This window comes from Sphingorhabdus arenilitoris (genome assembly GCF_042651485.1).
Taxonomy (GTDB): Bacteria; Pseudomonadota; Alphaproteobacteria; order Sphingomonadales; family Sphingomonadaceae; genus Sphingorhabdus_B; species Sphingorhabdus_B arenilitoris.
In genome coordinates this window covers 566365-585340 of sequence record NZ_JBHSDH010000013.1, presented here as the reverse complement: position 1 = coordinate 585340, position 18976 = coordinate 566365, and the positions used below count along the sequence as shown (strand labels likewise).

The 18976-nt window shown below is 52.5% G+C and carries 18 protein-coding genes; 11 read left to right on the top strand and 7 right to left on the bottom strand.

The window, feature by feature from the left end; all coding sequences use genetic code 11:
- The first annotated feature begins 16 nt into the window (after positions 1–16).
- From ACFOWX_RS06925 to ACFOWX_RS06915, 3 genes are all read left to right on the top strand, one after another.
- Complete coding sequence (locus ACFOWX_RS06925) at positions 17–1009, top strand: threonine ammonia-lyase (RefSeq protein ID WP_381422590.1); 993 nt, start codon at positions 17–19, stop codon at positions 1007–1009.
- 106 nt (positions 1010–1115) lie between these two features.
- Positions 1116–1679, top strand: a complete 564-nt coding sequence (locus ACFOWX_RS06920; RefSeq protein ID WP_381422588.1) for a fasciclin domain-containing protein — start codon at positions 1116–1118, stop codon at positions 1677–1679.
- 138 nt (positions 1680–1817) lie between these two features.
- Entirely contained in the window at positions 1818–2282 is a 465-nt protein-coding gene (locus ACFOWX_RS06915) for a hypothetical protein (protein WP_381422586.1), read from the top strand.
- Positions 2283–2327: 45 nt separating this feature from the next.
- On the opposite strand, the gene hemA is transcribed toward ACFOWX_RS06915, so the two are convergent.
- Positions 2328–3548, bottom strand: coding sequence for a 5-aminolevulinate synthase (gene hemA / locus ACFOWX_RS06910; protein ID WP_381422584.1), 1221 nt, complete (start codon positions 3546–3548; stop codon positions 2328–2330).
- Between the two features lie 248 nt (positions 3549–3796).
- On the bottom strand, positions 3797–4621 hold the full coding sequence (gene murI, locus ACFOWX_RS06905) for a glutamate racemase (protein ID WP_381424954.1): 825 nt from the start codon (positions 4619–4621) through the stop codon (positions 3797–3799).
- A gap of 194 nt (positions 4622–4815) precedes the next feature.
- On the opposite strand from murI, the gene plsY reads away from it, so the two are divergent.
- The 3 genes from plsY to topA all read left to right on the top strand — a co-directional run bounded on the left by plsY (position 4816) and on the right by topA (position 9214).
- On the top strand, positions 4816–5412 hold the full coding sequence (plsY, locus tag ACFOWX_RS06900) for a glycerol-3-phosphate 1-O-acyltransferase PlsY (RefSeq protein WP_381422582.1): 597 nt from the start codon (positions 4816–4818) through the stop codon (positions 5410–5412).
- 13 nt (positions 5413–5425) lie between these two features.
- Complete coding sequence (dprA, locus tag ACFOWX_RS06895) at positions 5426–6523, top strand: DNA-processing protein DprA (protein ID WP_381422580.1); 1098 nt, start codon at positions 5426–5428, stop codon at positions 6521–6523.
- Positions 6524–6625: 102 nt separating this feature from the next.
- Positions 6626–9214: a type I DNA topoisomerase gene (gene topA / locus ACFOWX_RS06890; RefSeq protein WP_381422579.1), complete on the top strand. Its 2589-nt coding sequence runs from the start codon at positions 6626–6628 to the stop codon at positions 9212–9214.
- A 280-nt stretch (positions 9215–9494) separates the two neighbouring features.
- Here topA and era read toward each other — a convergent pair whose 3' ends face one another.
- From era to lepB, 3 genes are read right to left on the bottom strand one after another with little or no spacing between them, the layout of a single operon-like run.
- A complete protein-coding gene (era, locus tag ACFOWX_RS06885) occupies positions 9495–10391 on the bottom strand; it encodes a GTPase Era (RefSeq protein WP_381422577.1) in 897 nt (298 codons plus the stop codon).
- On the bottom strand, positions 10388–11056 hold the full coding sequence (gene rnc / locus ACFOWX_RS06880) for a ribonuclease III (protein ID WP_381422575.1): 669 nt from the start codon (positions 11054–11056) through the stop codon (positions 10388–10390). The genes era and rnc overlap by 4 nt, the downstream gene beginning before the upstream one ends.
- Entirely contained in the window at positions 11053–11910 is an 858-nt protein-coding gene (lepB, locus tag ACFOWX_RS06875) for a signal peptidase I (protein WP_381424952.1), read from the bottom strand. Before lepB ends, rnc begins: the two co-directional genes overlap by 4 nt.
- 155 nt (positions 11911–12065) lie before the next feature.
- Between lepB and pgi the strand changes: the two genes are divergently transcribed.
- Together pgi and gorA are read left to right on the top strand one after the other, a co-directional pair.
- Positions 12066–13562 (top strand): glucose-6-phosphate isomerase, encoded by a 1497-nt coding sequence (gene pgi, locus ACFOWX_RS06870; RefSeq protein ID WP_381422573.1) that lies wholly within the window; start codon positions 12066–12068, stop codon positions 13560–13562.
- Positions 13563–13621: 59 nt separating this feature from the next.
- Complete coding sequence (gorA, locus tag ACFOWX_RS06865) at positions 13622–14968, top strand: glutathione-disulfide reductase (RefSeq protein WP_381422571.1); 1347 nt, start codon at positions 13622–13624, stop codon at positions 14966–14968.
- 13 nt (positions 14969–14981) lie between these two features.
- Here the strand turns inward: gorA and ACFOWX_RS06860 are convergent, their stop codons facing one another.
- Together ACFOWX_RS06860 and trhO are read right to left on the bottom strand one after the other, a co-directional pair.
- Complete coding sequence (locus tag ACFOWX_RS06860) at positions 14982–15602, bottom strand: glutathione S-transferase (protein ID WP_381422569.1); 621 nt, start codon at positions 15600–15602, stop codon at positions 14982–14984.
- Complete coding sequence (gene trhO, locus ACFOWX_RS06855) at positions 15583–16563, bottom strand: oxygen-dependent tRNA uridine(34) hydroxylase TrhO (RefSeq protein ID WP_381422567.1); 981 nt, start codon at positions 16561–16563, stop codon at positions 15583–15585. The genes ACFOWX_RS06860 and trhO overlap by 20 nt, the downstream gene beginning before the upstream one ends.
- A gap of 136 nt (positions 16564–16699) precedes the next feature.
- Between trhO and ACFOWX_RS06850 the strand changes: the two genes are divergently transcribed.
- Genes ACFOWX_RS06850 through mce form a run of 3 tightly spaced genes read left to right on the top strand, consistent with a single transcriptional unit; the run spans position 16700 to position 18973 of the window.
- Positions 16700–18232 carry an acyl-CoA carboxylase subunit beta gene (locus ACFOWX_RS06850; RefSeq protein WP_381422565.1) on the top strand — a complete coding sequence of 511 codons (1533 nt, stop codon included), beginning with the start codon at positions 16700–16702 and terminating at the stop codon, positions 18230–18232.
- Positions 18233–18258: 26 nt separating this feature from the next.
- Complete coding sequence (locus tag ACFOWX_RS06845; RefSeq protein ID WP_381422563.1) at positions 18259–18504, top strand: hypothetical protein; 246 nt, start codon at positions 18259–18261, stop codon at positions 18502–18504.
- A gap of 22 nt (positions 18505–18526) precedes the next feature.
- Positions 18527–18973, top strand: a complete 447-nt coding sequence (mce, locus tag ACFOWX_RS06840; protein WP_381422561.1) for a methylmalonyl-CoA epimerase — start codon at positions 18527–18529, stop codon at positions 18971–18973.
- Positions 18974–18976: the final 3 nt, after the last annotated feature.

Below are 18976 nucleotides of genomic sequence, written 5' to 3'. Positions count from 1 at the left end.
GATATAGATTGCTGTGATGACAGCACAAGACCCGCTTTCCCCCTATCGTTCCCCGACTCGCGAAGGCGTTTTGCGGGCTGCCCAAAAAATAGCAGAAATATTGCCGCCAACGCCTTTAATGCCGTTGGAGGTCGATGGCGTAACATTATGGTGTAAAGCCGAAATGCTGCAACCCATTGGCGCGTTCAAGATACGCGGTGCTTGGCACCGGCTCTCGGATATGAGCGCGGGAGAGCGTGAGCGCGGCATTGTCGGCGTGTCGAGCGGCAATCACGCACAGGGCGTTGCCTGGGCCGCCAAAAAGCTGGGAATGGCAGCGACCATCGTGATGCCCCGCAATGCGCCAAAGGCAAAAATTGCGGCAACCAAGGCGCTGGGAGCACAGGTCGTTCTCTATGAACGGCCCGGTCAGGACAGAGATGCAATTGCAGCGACAATAGTGGCGAAAACCGGTGCAGTGCTTGTCCATGCTTTTGCCGATCCATGGATAATCGAAGGGCAGGGAACGCTCGGGATAGAAGCAATGGCGCAGATGGAGGCGATGGGCGTTAAAGGCCCGGCCCATATCGTCGCTTGTTGCGGCGGCGGAGGCCTGTCGGCGGGGCTGTCGCTTGCTTGTCCGGACGCCAAATTGTCCCTTGCTGAACCAGAGGGGTGGGATGATGTCATCCGTTCGCTGGCGGCGGGCACAATATTGCCGGTTGAAGATCAAGCACACCCCACCCCATGTGATGCGCTGCAAACACCAATCAGCTTTCCGATTAACTTTAATGTTCTGAAAAATCGTGTTTATAGCGCTGCCGCAGTCACGCCTGATGAAATTGGAACGGCAATGCGGTTGGTCTATGAAAAATTGCGCCTGGTGGTTGAACCCGGCGGTGCCGCTGCACTGGCAGCGGTAATTTCGGGTAAGATTATCACTGACGCCCCGGCACTTATCACATTATCTGGCGGGAATGTTGATCCAGAATATTTTTCTAAAATATTGCTCAATAAAACAAGCGATTAGATTTATAATCTGATTTGCAATCGGGGTAGATGCATCCAAAGCGCCAATCCTTTCGTTGCTACAATCGTTCATTCCAGAACATTCCCCCGAATCGAAAGGATTTAAAATGAAAATTGGAGTTATCGCAAAGACAACCTTGGCAGCGACTGTGGCTTTTGCTGCTTTGGGTGGCGCAACAATCGTTCATGCTCATGATCATGGAAACAAAGCGGCGAATGCGGCGCCGGCCAACATTGTCGGAGTGGCAGCAGGCAATGAGAATTTCGAAACACTGGTTGCAGCAGTTAAGGCAGCTGAACTGGTTGATACCCTGTCGGGTGAAGGACCATTCACGGTTTTTGCGCCAACCGACGATGCCTTTGGAAAGCTTCCCGACGGAACGGTTGGAGAATTGGTGAAGCCTGAAAATAAGGGCACATTGACCAGTATCTTAACTTACCATGTCGTAGCCGGGAAATTCGGTGCGAAAGATGTGATGAAGCTGTTAAAGGCTAACAAGGGCTCTGCCAGCGTAGATACGGTGCAAGGCGGTAAGTTGACAATCAGCAGCGACAGCCACGGCGCATTGATGCTTACAGATGCGCAAGGCAATAAATCCAAAATCATAATGACGGACGTGGCGGCGTCAAATGGCGTTATTCATGTCATTGATACAGTGGTAATGCCTTAATCACCATGCTCAAAAAGCGTCTTAATGCGGGAGCCTTGCTTGTCAAAGCAGGGCTCCTTCATTTTATGTTATAAAATTTGGAATTTATTTAGGATATTTCGTTATTTGCAGGTTTCCAATTGTTTTTGAGCCAAAATAATGATTATCCTGCAAAAATCACTCACCGGTCCCCGAAAGGCAGTGCCAACCGGCTTTTCTTGGACGACTTTCTTTTTTGGGATTTTTCCGGCTCTGTTTCGCGGTGATGCAAAAAACGCCGCCTTCATGTTTTTTTCTGCGCTATTTACATTGGGCCTGTCGTGGCTGGTATGGCCGTTCATTTACAACGACGTGTATATCAGCGGACTAAAGGCCGCCGGATGGACCGAGGCGGAAAATGAAACCGGTACTGATGGCCGTAACAATCAGAAATCAGATATTCCGGTGTATCACGATATTGCTGAACCGCCTTCCGGATATAAAAACAATCCTCGGCTGGACATTTTGTTGCCCGAACCCGAGCCTCAAACAAAACCGGATAAAGTCGAGCCAGAGATTCCGCCCGCGCCAGTTGCGAGAAATCCGATTGGCGTTGCCACTAGTTTTGGACGAAGAGCAACTTAGCGCCTAACATTTCGGCAGATGATTGCTTCGGCAGCGTTACAGGGATTATGCTGCTTTTTGAAGCTGCATCTCCATTCGGCCCCAAATCTCAACCAATGCATCCGTAAGGTCGCGCATCATTGCTTCGTCATGTTGCGGTCCCGGCGTGAATCGCAGACGTTCGGTGCCGCGCGGAACGGTGGGATAATTGATCGGCTGCACATAAACGCCATATTCAGCCAGCAAGATATCGCTGATCTTCTTGGCTTTTACCGGATCGCCAACCATTAATGGGACGATATGGGTATTGCTCATCATCACCGGCAAACCAGAATCGGCAAAAAGCTGTTTCAAAGTCGCCGCATTGGCTTGCTGTGCGTCGCGCTCCTCACTTGACGCTTTGAGATGTTTGACTGCGGCCAATACACCTGCGACCAGAACCGGTGATAGGCTGGTGGTGAAAATGAAACCGGGGGCATAGCTACGGATGACGTCGACTATCTTCTGATCGGCGGTGATATAGCCGCCCATGACACCAAATGCCTTGCCCAATGTGCCTTCAATGATGGTAACGCGCTGCGCCACGCCGTCGCGCTCGGTAATGCCGCCGCCGCGCGGACCATACATGCCTACCGCATGCACTTCATCGCAATAGGTAAGCGCATTATATTTATCGGCGAGATCGCAAACTGCGCCAATCGGGGCGACGTCGCCGTCCATTGAATAAACGCTTTCAAAGGCGATAAGCTTTGGAACCTCTGGATCGTCGGCAGCCAATAACTCTTCCAAATGGGCCAGATCATTATGCCGCCAAACCCGTTTTTCGCAGCCTGCATTGCGGATGCCAGCAATCATGCTCGCATGGTTTAACTCGTCTGAATAAATGATGCATCCAGGCAATATTTTGGCGAGAGTGGATAATGTCGCTTCATTCGACACATAACCCGACGTAAACAGCAGCGCTCCCGTTTTACCGTGTAAGTCGGCCAGTTCGCTTTCTAATTCAATATGATAATGCGTGTTGCCGCCAATATTTCGGGTGCCGCCCGACCCTGCGCCAACATCATGCAACGCTTCTTCCATCGCAGAAATCACTTTGGGATGTTGCCCCATGCACAGATAATCGTTGGAGCACCAAACGGTAATTGGCTTTGGTCCATTATGTCCAGCAAAACAGCGCGCATTGGGGAATTTGCCCTTATTGCGCAAGATATCGATAAATACCCGGTAACGCCCTTCGGCATGCAGCCGGTCTATCGCCTTGTCAAACACTTGGTCATAATTCATCGCTGGAAAATTCCTGTTGCCACGCGGTCTTTTTTGCCTTTCGCCGTCATTTACGGGAGGATTTTGAAAAAATCCAGTGCGAACGACTTGCAAATCTGTGACCGTTGCTTTCATTTCATGTCCTAAACATCCGGGAGGTCGCCGCTGTCGCACTTATCGCGGTGCTAGTCGTTGATTTATGTCAAAATAGGGTGGGTTTATTCGATCTGCCAGCGAAGATTATCAGGTATAGTGATTGAGAAAGGCGATCAAAGCCCGTCTATTTGACGAAAGCCAAACTCAATCAACTGCGGCAGATAGCTGGCACACATTTCTGGGTCGCCCGTCGTGACAAATTGATAAAGAGGCCTGTTTTCTGGCCAAGATTGGCCGTCACATAAATGAGAAATTCGGCGCGCAATTCCTTTTGCGCCATCGACAAAACTTACATTGCCAGCAACCTTGGCTAATTCATCGATGAGCAGAGGAAAATGGGTGCATCCCAATATCACCACGTCCATTTGCGAGCCATTGGGCTGATTTCGAAGTCCATTTATGGCCGAAACATACACGTCGTCACTGATTGCGTCTCCGCGCATTTTTGCTTCCGCTGCATGAACCAACTCCGGTGCAGCATAGCGCAGCAATGTCAAATTAGCGGCAAACTCTCGTTCCAATTGATCCACATACGCTTGCCTTATTGTCGCTTGAGTGCCCAATAGCCCAATAACACCGCTCTTGGTGGCTATGGCCGCCGGTTTAATCGCTGGAACCGTGCCCACAACGGGTAGGTTCAGCGCTGCCCGGACATGGGAAAGCGCAATGGTGCAAGCTGTGTTGCAAGCAATAGTAACAAGGCGGGGGTTGTAGCGTTCCACCAAACGCCCCAATAAAGCCGGAACCCGCGCCGCAATTTCAGCTTCGCTTTTTTCACCATAGGGCAGGCCTGCATGATCGGCGGCGTACACAATCGGGGCCAACGGCAATGCCCGCGTTACCTCTTTCAACACTGACAGTCCGCCAACGCCTGAATCGAAGATAAGTATCGGCGCGGCGGGATCCGGATTTTGGCTGGCGGTTAAAGGCAAGGACATGATCATGCGGTATCGCGGGGCACCGGCGATGGTCAAGAGGTGCAATGGCGAAAAGGCGCAATGGCCGACAGGCATGTCACCAGCAATATCGGCCTAACCCAAAGCAAGTGCGCTATAGCGCCGCATCGGCACAGCCGCTTGAGACTATGGGAAAATTTCTATATCAACGCTGCACTTGAAGAGGATTCGGCGGCTTGGCTTATTTAATTCCCATAATATTATCCTTGCTGCTGGGTTATGGTCTGGGATCAATTCCTTTTGGCCTTATCCTAACAAAAGCGACGGGCGGAGGCGATTTACGGAGCATTGGCTCTGGTAATATCGGCGCGACCAATGTGTTGCGAACCGGAAAAAAATGGCTTGCCGCGCTCACCTTGCTGCTCGATCTGATGAAGGGTTTGGCAGCTGTATTGATCGCGGCGCGCTTCTTCCCCGGATGCGAAGCAATTGCCGCCGCCGGCGCTTTTTTTGGGCATCTCTATCCGGTATGGTTGCGGTTTGAAGGCGGGAAGGGCGTTGCCACTTATGCTGGCATCATGTTCGGACTATTTTGGCAGGGAGGAGTGGTCTACGCCGTCGCTTGGATCGGCGCTTTGATTCTGTTTCGAATATCATCGCTGTCGGGATTGATCGCTGCATTATGCGCGCCGATTGCGGCCTATTATTTCGGGCGAGGGGATTTGGTTCCTCTGTTAATTGCTTGTTCTTTGATTGTTTTTTGGAAACACCGCGAAAATATCGAACGCCTGCTGAGCGGGAACGAGCCGCGCGTTGGATCCAAATCTAAATAACGGCGGGGTATTTTTGGCACAATCGACTGATTTTGACCGGCTAAGGCTGCTGCGCTGTCCCAATATCGGGCCTGTTACCTATCGGCAGCTTCTGTCCCGGTTTGGCAATGCCGCTGAAGCCTTGAAGGCTATTCCTGATTTGGCCGCCAGGGGCGGCAAGCGGTCATTTTCCGTCGCCAGCGAGGCACAAATTGAAGCTGAGATGGAGGCAGCGCATCGTGCAGGCGCGCGTTATGTTTTCATGGGTGACGCCGCCTATCCCGCTTTACTGGCGCAGCTTGATAATGCGCCGCCAGCCTTCACTTATCGAGGCAATCTGGACCTGTTGGATGTTATGTCAGTCGCAATGGTCGGTGCCCGTAATGCGTCGGCAGGAGCATGCCGTTATGCCCGGCAATTGGCGCTTGAGCTGGGCCGGGAACATTTGGTCGTGGTATCTGGTTTGGCCCGCGGAATTGATACAGCGTCACATATTGGTTCGCTGGATAGCGGGACGATCGCGGTTATTGCAGGCGGGATAGACGTGGCCTACCCACCTGAAAATAAATCGCTTCAGTATGAGATTGCTGAAAAAGGGCTGCTCATTGCCGAAGCGCCGCCAGGAACCGAACCTCGGGCACGGCATTTTCCGTATCGAAACCGAATTATTGCAGGGCTTTCATTGGGCACAGTGGTTGTTGAAGCCGCGCCTCGGTCGGGATCGCTAATCACTGCCCGCCTTGCCGCAGAAATGGGGCGCGAAGTTATGGCGATACCCGGCTCGCCGCTTGATCCAAGAGCGCGTGGCTGCAATCAGCTTATTCGGGAAGGTGCGACATTGGTTCAGGATGCCAGTGAAATCGCCGAATTAATCAGGCCTTTTGATGATCGCATGTCGCAATCTCGTCCGGCGCAAAAACTGGAGGCACCGCCAGCAGAGGAATATAATTTTGAAGGTGAGGCCGAACGGCAGGCCATTATTGACCTGCTGGGTATGACTTATGTTTCGGTGGACGAGCTGGTTCGGCAATCTGAGGCGCCGACATCTGCGGTACAACTGGTCCTGCTTGAGCTGGAACTAGCTGGCCGATTGGAGCGAGGGGCAGGAGCGAAGGTCAGGCTCGCTGGATAAATCCTTGCTGGACATCGCTGTTAAAATCATGCTTGACGGCGTTAGAAAATGCCCGCCACCATATGCGCGTACGTGAAGCGTTTGGAAAAAGATAAATAATTTATGCGTTTAGTTATTGTTGAATCGCCCGCAAAAGCAAAGACAATTGAGAAATATTTGGGCCCGGGCCATGTGGTTCTGGCTTCCTATGGCCATGTCCGCGATTTGCCGCCCAAAGATGGTTCGGTTGACCCGGATAACGGTTTTTCGATGCTGTGGGATAATTATGCCGACAAGGCAAAGCAGCTTAAGGCGATAACGGACAATGCGAAAAAAGCCGATACGCTGATCCTCGCCACTGACCCTGACCGCGAGGGTGAAGCCATTAGCTGGCATGTGCAAGAAGTGCTGGCCCAGAAAAAGGCTCTGCCCGCGGACGTGCAGCGCGTTACGTTCAACGCGATTACGAAAGCGGCCGTGACCGAAGCGATGCAAAAACCGCGCGGGTTGGACCTAGACCTAATCGATGCCTATCGGGCGCGCCGGGCGCTTGATTATCTGGTCGGCTTCACTCTATCGCCAGTGCTGTGGCGCAAATTACCGGGTGCGAAGTCGGCGGGCCGGGTACAGTCGGTAGCGCTGCGCCTGATCGTTGAACGCGAACGGGAAATTGAGAGCTTCGTTGCCCAAGAGTATTGGTCGATCAAAGCCGTTATGGAACATAAAGGGCAAAGCTTCGATGCGCGGTTGACCCACTATGCCGGTGATAAGCTGGACAAGATGGATTTGAAAACTGAGGCACAGGCAGAGGCTGCTCGTGCAGCTGTTGCTGCTGCTAATTTCAATGTTGATAAGGTTGAAACCAAACCGGTAACGCGCAACCCATCGCCTCCATTCACCACGTCGACTTTGCAGCAAGAGGCTGCGCGCAAACTCGGCTTTGCCGCCAGTCATACAATGCGAATTGCGCAAGGCCTATATGAAGATGGTGCCATCACGTATATGCGTACCGACGGCGTCCAAATGGACGGCAGCGCGATTTCGGAAGCACGCCGTGCAATCGCCGACCGATTTGACAGCGGCTATATTCCCGAAAAGCCTCGGATTTATCAAAGCAAGGCGAAAAACGCACAAGAAGCCCACGAAGCCATCCGTCCAACCGATTTTAGTAAAGATCGCAGCGGCTCGGGTGATTATGCAAAATTATATGACCTGATTTATAAACGCGCGATGTCCAGCCAAATGGCGTCCGCGCGGCTTGAGCGAACGACAGTCGACATGACGGATGGAACCGGGCAGCATATTTTGCGGGCAACGGGTCAAGTCATGAAATTTCCAGGCTTTTTAGCAGTATATGAAGAAGGTCTTGACGATAGCGAAGGTGATGATGGCGCAATGTTGCCGCCCATGTCGGTGGGCGACGCTCCCGCGAAAAAATCCGCCGAAAAAACGCAGCATTTTACCCAGCCACTCCCCCGCTATTCTGAGGCGAGCCTTGTTAAACGGCTTGAGGAATTGGGAATTGGCCGTCCGTCAACCTATGCTTCGACAATTCAGGTTCTCAAAGACCGTGCCTATGTTCGAATTGAAAAAAATCGTTTCTTTGCAGAAGAATCAGGGCGATTATTAACGGCGTTTCTAGAACGATTTTTTGAGCGCTATGTTGCCTACGACTATACCGCTGGGCTGGAAGATCAGCTGGACGAGATTAGCGACGGTAAAGAAGATTGGCAGAAATTCCTCGATGCCTTTTGGCGCGATTTCAAACCCAAAACCGCCGAGGTGATGGAGCAAAAGCCTTCGGAAGTGACAGCGGAAATTGATAAGTTTCTGGCACCCTATTTGTTTCCGGAGAAAGACGACGGAACCGATCCACGCCTATGCCCAAGTTGCGGCGAAGGCAGCTTAGCATTAAGAGGTGGACGTTTTGGTGCTTTTGTGGCCTGCTCCAACTATCCCGAATGCAAATTCACGCGCAAATTTGGCCAGCCCGGCGGCGCTGACGCCGGGGATACTGGGCCTGAAAAGCTGGGTCAGCACCCTGAAACCGGTGAAGACATCATGCGAAAATCCGGGCGTTTTGGGCCCTATTTTGAAATGGGTGAGGGCAAGGAAGCGAAACGGGCATCCATCCCCAAGGACCTACCCAGCGAAGATATTGGCCTAGAATGGGCTGTGAAGCTGCTGTCATTGCCACGGACGGTTGGACAGCATCCTGAGACGGGCGAGGATATAGTCGCCGCCATTGGCCGCTATGGCCCTTACCTGATGCACCAGAAGAAATATGCTCGGTTACAATCTACAGCCGACGTGTTTGAAACTGGTATGAATGCGGCGGTCGCTAAGCTTGCTGAAGCTGCGGCCAATCCCGGACGAGGACGCGGTGCGGCGCGCGAACCGCTCAAAATATTGGGCAAGCATCCGCGTACGGAGGAAGAGATCAAGCTGATGGAAGGGCGCTACGGCGCTTATGTCACGGACGGCACGACCAATGCGACGCTTCCTAAATCAATCGCTCAGGATCAGCTGACACTCGAGGAAGCAGCGCAGTTGATTGATGATCGTGCGGCCAAGGGACCAGCCAAGGGCAGTAAAAAGAAAGCGGCTGCCAAAAAACCGGCGGCCAAGAAAAAGGCACCGGCAAAGAAAAAGGCAGCGGTGGAAAAGAAGGCACCTGTTAAGAAACCTGCAGCTGCAAAGAGCGAGGACTAGGCCGTAAACTCATAAATATCATCATTGAGGCGTCGAAATGGCGAAGATATCGGAGGAAAATGCGCGCAGTCGATAGTCATTCTACCGGCAAGGGCATTTTGTTTCGAGATCGAAGCCATTTCGACGTCCTGCGGATTTGACCCATTTTGCCCAAGGCGTCGTTAGCAAGCGTTGAAATATCGACATATTCCTTCCGCTTGCCGCCTATCCCTGAGCAAAATGGCCTCAAACCTCAATGATCATATTTATGAGTTTACGGCCTAATTTCGGATGGCGCTATTTAGCGGCTCCATTCCAACCCAATGCCTTCGTAAATTTCGGGGCTTTCGTCCCAGTCGGCTTTCACTTTGACGTGAAGATATAGGTGAACGGGGCAGCCACCCATCAGTTCGCTTATCTCATGCCGTGCGGTTTCACCAATTGATTTGATCATCTGGCCGCCTTTGCCGAGAACGATGCCGCGCTGCGTATCACGCTGGACGATGATTTGCTGATGGATTTCGAGGCTGCCATCGGCGCGTTCCAAATATTGTTCGGTGACCACGGTTGCTGCATAAGGAAGCTCTTCGTGCAATTTGTGATAAAGCTGCTCGCGGGTGATTTCGCTGGCGAGTAGCCGGTCGGTAATATCGGAAACCTGATCTTCGGGAAAATGCCATTCGCCAGCCGGCATTACGTCTGCGAACGCGGCCTTAATCTTGTCTATGCCTTCGCCGTCGAGCGCGCTGATGAAGAAATTCTGGTCGAAAGTGCATAGCTCATTCAACTTGGCTGCGAGCGCTAACAGCTTGTCTTTGCGGGCGATATCGACCTTGTTCAGGATAAGCCATTTAGGCTCCTCCCGCCGTGCCAATGCCTCCACAATCTGTTCGACCTTTGGCCCTGCGCCTTTGCGCCCATCGACAACAAGCGCGATCAAGTCGGCTCCAGAAGCGCCATCCCATGCCGCCGATACCATCGCCCGGTCCAGCTTTCGTTGCGGCGCAAAAATACCCGGCGTATCGACCAAGATCATCTGCGTTTCGCCGAGCATAGCCACACCCATCAGCCGCGCCCGAGTTGTTTGCGCTTTTGGGCTAACAATCGCGACTTTCTGCCCAACCAATGCGTTGACCAAAGTCGATTTGCCGGCATTGGGCGCGCCGATTATCGCGATATGTCCGCATTTTCGGTTCATGAATATTGCTCCAGAAAAAATTCAGCGGCAGCGGTTTCGGCGGCCTGTTTGCTGTTGGCCGTTGCGCAGACCGGATCATAGCCTTTCACAGTGACCGTAACCTCAAAGCGCATCGCATGCGGCGGCCCTTCTTTCTTGGTCACCGCATATTCCGGCGTTTTTCGGTTATGTGCTGCACACCATTCTTGTAGCGCCGATTTGGGATGTTTGGGTGCTTTGGTCGCGGCTTCGATATGCGGCGACCAATGCGCAATAACAAATGCGCGGGCATCGGCAAAGCCACGCTCAAGGAACAGCGCCCCGATTAAGGCTTCCATGATGTCGCCCAGCACATTGTCGCTATTTTGCGCCCCATCATCGCGGGCTTGTTTACCCAAAATGATATGGGTCGGAAGCCCAATGTTGCGGGCAATCTCGGCGCAGGTTGCACCGGAAACAAGGCTGTTTAGCCGGTGAGACAAACGTCCTTCCGCCTCGTCAGGATAGCGTGCATAGAGCATTTCTGCGATGGTTAGGCCCAGCACACGGTCGCCCAAAAATTCAAGCCGTTGATAATCAGGCTTGCCCGTGCTGCCATGGGTTAGGGCGCGGTGGTAATTGTCTTTGTCTGCGGGATCATGGCCCAATATCTGCTGTAGCCAGCATAGGGCAGCGTCAGTGATCAAAAACCTTCCCCAACGCGGTCCCACCGTGCCGCGGTGAACCATGTCCAAGGCAAAAGCCAGCTTGACGATCCATCGGTTGAAAAAACGCTGAACATTGCTTTGCCGATCAGGTTTTCCTGCGGAACGAGTCCGATGCCGCCACCTTCTTCGGCGGGGAAACGGCTGTCGGCGCTCCGGTCACGATTGTCACCCATTAAGAATACTTCGCCTTCTTTCACGATAAAGACCTGTGTATCATCGGCATCGCTTTTATATTCGATATCCAAAATATTATAGCTTCTACCTTCCGGTAAAGTTTCGCGGTATCTGGGGTAGCGACATTGTAAGCCGCCTCCGGGCGCAGCCTCTTCGAAATCTGTTTTATAGCAAGCCGTGGTTTGCCCCTCCAGCGCCGCCGCATCCTTCATATTTTGCGTCACGGGAATGACAAGATCCGCAATCCGCTCCTTTTTTACAGCACTGCCATTGATGTAAAGCACGCCGTCGATCATCTGTATTTGATCCCCAGGCAGGCCAATGACGCGCTTAATATAATCATCGCGCTGAGTCGGCGGGGCTTTGAACACCACAACATCACCGCGATCAGGCTGACTTGCAAATATGCGGCCCGGAATGATGGGCAATCCGAAAACCATCGAATATTTACTATAGCCATAATTCCATTTCGACACGATCAGATAATCCCCGATTAACAATCGCGGCTGCATCGATTCAGACGGAATATTGAACGGCGAGATGATGAAGCTGCGCAATATGATCATGAACAGCGCTAGTTTGAGGAGGAATTTGCCATAATCCTTCCATTCCGACACGCTGTCTTTTTCAGGCTGCGGAGCTTGGTCTTTGGAGGACACGGACGCTTGACTGGCGGGATCCGCCGTATTTTTAATGGTTTCTTGCACGATGCCTCAAAATTATGACTGTTATAATAGCTTTGTCTGGCCTTCTAATGGCAAGGCGGGCTATTGGCCAGCATCAGATTCACCTGTAGCAAAGAAAAGAAGATCCTATGCCCCAGAATATTTGGAATGACATTGCCGCGATCCCCGCCCGTAACCTGGCGCAAAATTTCGCAGAGGACACAGGCCGGGTCGAAAAATTGACCGTCCGGCAGAGCAACATATTGTTCGATTTTTCCAAAACCCATTTGGACGATGCTTTGATGGCTGCTTTCGAAGCTGCTTCGGCAAAGGCAAATTTGTCTGAGGCCCGCGAAAAGCTGTTTTCGGGGTCGATCGTGAATCCCACTGAAGGCAGGGCGGCTGAGCATACGGCGGAGCGCGGTAATGGCGCTGCGCCGCAAGTGGAAATGGCAAAGGCGCTACAAGCGCGGATGCGGGGTCTTATCGAAGCAATTGATGCCGGCGCAATGGGCGATGTGAAGCATGTGCTGCATATTGGCATTGGCGGTTCCGCGCTGGGACCGAAGCTTTTGATCGACGCTCTGGGCCGCGAAGATTCGCGCTATGACGTCAAAATTGTGTCGAACGTTGACGCCGCCGCTTTGGCCGAAGCGGTAAAATATATGGACCCGCATAAAACGATTGTTGCGGTTGCGTCAAAAACATTCACGACAACAGAAACATTGATGAACGCCGCCAGCGCGATTGAATGGATGAAAGGAGCGGGCGTTGAAGATGCCGAAGGGCGGGTCATTGCGCTAACCGCTAGCCCTGACAAGGCCATTGAATGGGGCGTGGATGAAAGCCGGATACTTCCCTTTAACGAGGCGGTTGGCGGTCGGTACTCGCTGTGGTGCTCGATCGGCTTTCCCGTCGCGATCGGTCTAGGGTGGGCCGCTTATGAAGAATTGTTGGAAGGCGCAGCCGCCATGGATCGCCATTTCCGCACCAGTGAATTTGCCGTCAATGCGCCAGTGCTGGCTGCTTGGGCTGATCTGTATTATGCGCAGGTGAAGCAATGCCAGACGCGGGCCGTTTTTGCCTATGACGAACGCCTGCGTTTGCTGCCCGATTATCTGCAGCAGTTGGAAATGGAATCAAATGGTAAGTCGGTGACCGCCAGCGGTGAGCCATTGCCCTACAACAGCGCGCCTGTGACCTGGGGCGGAGTGGGAACCGACGCGCAGCATGCAGTGTTCCAGCTATTGCATCAAGGAACGCATATCATTCCCGTTGAATTTATTGTCAGCAAAACACCCGGGCACGATTTTGATCCTGCCCATCATGAAACGCTGCTGATCAATTGCTTTGCCCAGGGAGCAGCGTTGATGACCGGCCGAAAATCGGATGATGGCGCTCGTAATTACGCAGGCGACCGGCCATCATCGACCTTGTTGGTAGACGACGTCACGCCGTCGGTGGTGGGCGCGCTGATTGCTTTTTATGAGCACCGGACTTATGTGAATGCGGTGCTGCTGGGCATTAACCCGTTTGACCAATATGGGGTCGAATTGGGCAAAGAGATTGCCAAGGCAATTGCGCAGGTTGGCCCCAGTGGCTTTGATCCTTCGACAATGGCGTTGATTGCCGAAGCAGAGTTATAATTTTGGCGTAACGATCGCGCTCCAATTTCCGAAAATGAAAGCAGAAGGCAGGTAAATCAATGACCTATGACTATGATCTTTTTATTATCGGGGCGGGATCGGGCGGCGTGCGCGCGGCCCGGATCGCCGCAGGCCATGGCGCCAAAGTGGCAATTGCTGAGGAATATCGCGTTGGCGGCACATGTGTCATCCGCGGCTGCGTGCCCAAAAAAATGTTGGTTTATGGAGCGCATTTTGCCGAGGATTTGCACGAAGCCGCACGATTTGGCTGGGATATAAAGGGCGCTCAATTTGATTGGCAGCGGCTCCGCGACATTGTGCAGGATGATGTAACCCGGCTAGAGGGGCTATATGGTCAAACCTTGGCCAACAATCACGTTGATGTTCACGCGGAAAGAGCGGTGTTATCCGGTACCAACGAAGTCACATTGGCCAGCGGTAAGCAGATCAGCGCCAAATATATATTGATCGCGACCGGAGGATGGCCTGCCAATGCCGAATGCGATGGCTGGGAACATGCAATAACATCAAACGAGATTTTCCATTTGGACCAGGTGCCTGACCGCATCATCATCGTCGGGGGCGGCTATATAGCCAATGAATTTGCCGGCATTTTGTATGCTTTTGGCAGCGATGTGACAATCGCAAACCGGTCGGACACAATATTGCGCAGCTATGACCAAGAGATAGTAGGAAAATTGATTGAGATGGGGGAGGCCAAGGGTATCCGCTATCGGATGAATGCGCCGCTCGAAAAAATAGAGAAAAATGCAGATGGCAGTCTGACCGTTTATTTTGCCGATGGCGGGGAGCCGCAACAAGCTGACGTCATCATGGTTGCGACCGGGCGCGTGCCAAACACAGCGGGATTGGGGCTAGAAGCCGTCGGGGTATCATTGGACAGCGTTGGAGCTGTCATTGTTGGTGATGATAATAGGTCAAGCGTAGATAGTATTTATGCCGTCGGCGACGTCACGAACCGGGTGCAATTGACGCCGGTCGCCATCCGTGAAGGCCATGCGTTTGCCGATACCGTCTTTGGCGGCAATCCGCGAACCATATCTTACGACAATATTCCATCGGCAGTATTTTCAAGTCCGCCTATCGCGGCGGTAGGATTGACCGAACGAGAGGCGCGGCAGCAATATGACGATGTCCAGGTTTACCGCAGCGATTTTCGCCCAATGAAAAATGTGCTGTCGGGCCGGCAAGAACGCGGCTTATATAAGATGGTAACCGCCGGATCGGATGAAAAAATCGTCGGTCTTCATTTGATTGGACCTGACTCTTCAGAAATATTGCAAGCTGCGGCAGTGGCGGTGGTTGCAGGCCTTACAAAACAAGCTTTCGACGATACCACGGCGCTGCATCCCAGCATGGCGGAGGAGCTGGTGCTGCTGAAATAGTATTTGGCAGGTTTCAACCGGACTTCCACAACGGATGTTTCGCCATGATCGCGTCAAATAGCGGCGATTTCAAGTGCCATGCCAGCCATTTTTGCAATCCCGCCATCGGCTGAGCGTCAAACCAAGCGCGGTCGGTGTTGGCAAATTGCCGGATGAAGGGGAATAACGCGATATCGGTAAATCCGCGCCGGTCGCCCAGCAAAAAAACATGCTGGGTCAAATGGCGGTTCAGCTCTTCCAAAAACGGTATTGCTTTGTCCCGCTCTTGCGCTGGATCGTCGAGATTATAGCGAGAGGGATATTTATATCGGTCCAGCGCCTGTTTAAACGACCCGTCATTCCCGGTAATCAACTGGAAATCCAACGATTTCAGCCAGCTTTCGGGGTCATTTTGCGCCAATGCCCAGCGCATGATGTCGAGGCTCTCATCTAGTATCTGCCCATCTGGTAATACCAGCACCGGCACTGTACCCTTGGGCGATGTGGCCAGCATTTCATCTGGCTTATCACGCAATAATATCTCGCGATGTTCTAATTGGGTGCCGCTAATATGAAGCGCCATCCGGGCCCGCATGGCATAGGGGCAGCGCCGAAAGCTATATAATATCGGCAGATTATTCGCCATTATTGCCATCGCCAAAGCCGTCTTTATCGGCCGTGGGCAGTTCCGCGCCTAAATGCTGCTCACCTCGTTTTTTCGCGAGAGCGATTTGTTTTTGCCGCTCGGCAAAGCGTCGGCGATCCTCATCGCTTCGTTCATCATAGCATTTGGGACAGCTTATACCTTCAACATATTGGTCCGTAGCCATGTCTTGCTCATCAATTGGTCGGCGGCATGCATGGCAGAGCTGCTTATCCCCCAATGTAAGGCCATGTCCAACCGATACGCGCTCATCAAAAACAAAGCATTCGCCCTGCCATTTGCTTTCATCTTGCGGGATTTCTTCCAAATAGCGCAAAATTCCGCCCTCCAGATGATAGACATCGTCTATCCCTTCGGCTTTCAGGAATGCGGTTGATTTCTCACATCTGATGCCGCCGGTGCAAAACATGGCAAATTTGGGCTTATTGCTGCGGGCGGACAACGCCGCGCGGTTTTCCCGGAACCAGGCTGGAAAGTCTCGGAATGCTTTAGTCTTAGGATCTATTGCACCTTCGAAGCTGCCTAGGCCAACTTCATAATCATTACGCGTGTCGATCAATATGGTATCGGGGTCGTTGATCAGCGCATTCCAATCACTGGGCTGAACATAGGTGCCCACCTCTCGCGCCGGATCGATGCCATCGATCCCCAGCGTGACAATCTCTTTTTTCAACCGGACCTTCATCCGGTAAAAGGGCATTTCCATCGCGCCGCTATATTTGACGTCAAGATTGCTACAGCCTGGCAAGGCGCGGATATGGCGAATAACCCCGTCGATGGCTTTTTCTGAGCCGGCAATCGTGCCATTCACACCTTCCTTAGCGAGCAGCAACGTGCCCTTGACGCCCAATTGTTTGCACAGGCGCAGCAGCGGCGGCTGCAAAAGTTCGGGCGAGTCAAAAGCGGCAAAGCGATAAAGCGCGGCGACGGTTATGGGTAGTTGCTGATTCATCGCCGCCTATATAGCGCCCATGGCATAAACGGCAATTGTCCCTGCGGAAAAGGATGGTTTAATCGCGCGATTAAAAATTGCATTGACGGAACACCAGTGCCAAAGCTATCGCATGGGACACATTGAGGGAGCCGCCATGTCAGCCAATATTGCCGAATTGGAAAAACGCAGATCAGCCGCCCATATGGGGGGCGGGCAAAAGCGTATCGATGCGCAACATAAAAAAGGCCGCTTAACCGCACGCGAACGGCTCAGCGTTTTGCTTGATGAGGGCAGCTTTGAAGAGCTGGATATGTATGTCGAACATAATTGCGTTGATTTCGGCATGGCGGATACGAAAATCCCCGGCGACGGCGTTGTTACAGGCAGCGGCACCATAAATGGCCGCCTTGTTTACGTCTATTCTCAAGATTTCACCGTATTTGGAGGTTCGCTGTCCGAACGCCATGCAGAAAAAATCTGCAAGGTGATGGATAATGCGATGAAGGTTGGCGCGCCCGTCATTGGGCTCAACGACAGCGGCGGCGCGCGTATTCAAGAAGGCGTGGCGTCACTTGGCGGTTATGCTGAGGTGTTCCAGCGCAATGTCTTGGCGTCAGGCGTCGTCCCGCAGATCAGCGTGATTATGGGGCCATGTGCGGGCGGCGCGGTTTATTCCCCGGCCATGACCGACTTCATATTCATGGTGAAGGATAGCAGTTATATGTTTGTAACTGGTCCAGAAGTGGTCAAAACGGTTACCAATGAAGTCGTGACGCAAGAGGAGCTGGGCGGCGCAATTACCCATACCGCCAAATCGGGCGTGGCGGACAACGCATTTGAAAATGATATAGAGGCGCTGCTCGCCGTGCGCGACTTTTTCGATTACCTGCCGGAGAATAACCGGATAGGCGTGCCGGAGCGGCCAACCAGCGACCCTTGGGACAGGCAAGAGGATAGCCTCGATACGCTGATCCCGCCAAGCGCCAACCAGCCCTATGACATGCATGAGCTGATCCGCAAAACCGTCGATGAAGGTGATTTTTTTGAGGTGCAGCCCGCGCATGCCGGCAATATCCTATGTGGTTTTGGTCGTATCGAAGGGCGCACTGTGGGGATAGTCGCAAACCAACCGATGGTGCTCGCTGGGTGCCTTGATATCAATGCATCGAAAAAGGCCGGGCGCTTTGTCCGTTTTTGCGATGCCTTCGAAATTCCGATCATCACCTTTGTCGATGTGCCGGGCTTCCTACCGGGTGTGGGGCAGGAGCATAACGGTATTATCAAGCATGGCGCAAAGCTGCTCTTCGCCTATGCCGAGGCAACGGTGCCGAAGATCACGGTAATAACCAGAAAGGCTTATGGCGGTGCCTATGACGTCATGGCGTCAAAACACCTGCGCGGCGACCTCAATTACGCCTGGCCCACCGCTGAAATCGCAGTGATGGGCGCGAAGGGCGCGGTGGAGATTATTTTCCGCCAAGAAAAGGATGATCCAGAGAAAATTGCCGAGCGCACCAAGGAATATGAAGACCGGTTTGCCAACCCGTTCGTGGCCGCAAGCAAGGGCTTCATTGATGAGGTGATCATGCCGCATTCCACGCGGCGGCGGATTGCGTTGGGTTTGAGGAAGCTTCGCAACAAGGGGCTGGAGAACCCTTGGAAGAAGCATGATAATATTCCGTTGTAAATGTTTTTCAGCGAGGATTTGCAAAGATGATTGAACCTTACGAAAAAATAATGACCATGTTATTTTTGGTAATGATTATTTCAACTTCTTTTTACAACATATACATAGGCATAAAGCATGGCTATCTTTACAGTGGTCGTGTTGTCACAAAAAAAATTGAAAACCCTAAAATGTTTAATTTCTGGATTTTATTATGGGGCTTTTTAGCCGCTATTGGCATTTCTATTTTTTTAATAGTTTTAGCTGCCTATTTTTCAGCAAGGACTGTATGAATATGTTTATGGCAGCATTGGCATGAAATTAGGCCGCCTCAACCATATCGGCGTCGCAACGCCTTCCATCGCGGACAGTATAGTCTTTTACCGCGACGTCATGGGCGCGACGCATATCCACGCGCCTTTTGACCTGCACGATCAAGGCGTGAAGGTCTGCTTTGTCGATACGCCGACGGACTCTAGAGGTTTGGGCGGCATGGACGGCACGCAAATTGAGTTGATCGAACCGCTCCCCGGCAACACCTCTATCGCCTCCTTCCTTGAGAAGAACCCCAACGGAGGCCAGCATCATCTTTGCTACGAAGTACCCGACATCCATGCCGCCAAGGCCGAATTTGAAGCGATGGGCAAGCGCGTGCTCGGCGAGCCGCGCATCGGCGCGCATGGGACGCTGATCTTTTTTGTGCACCCAAAAGACATGGGCGGAATATTAACTGAGATTATGGAGACGCCTAAGGCGCATTGACGT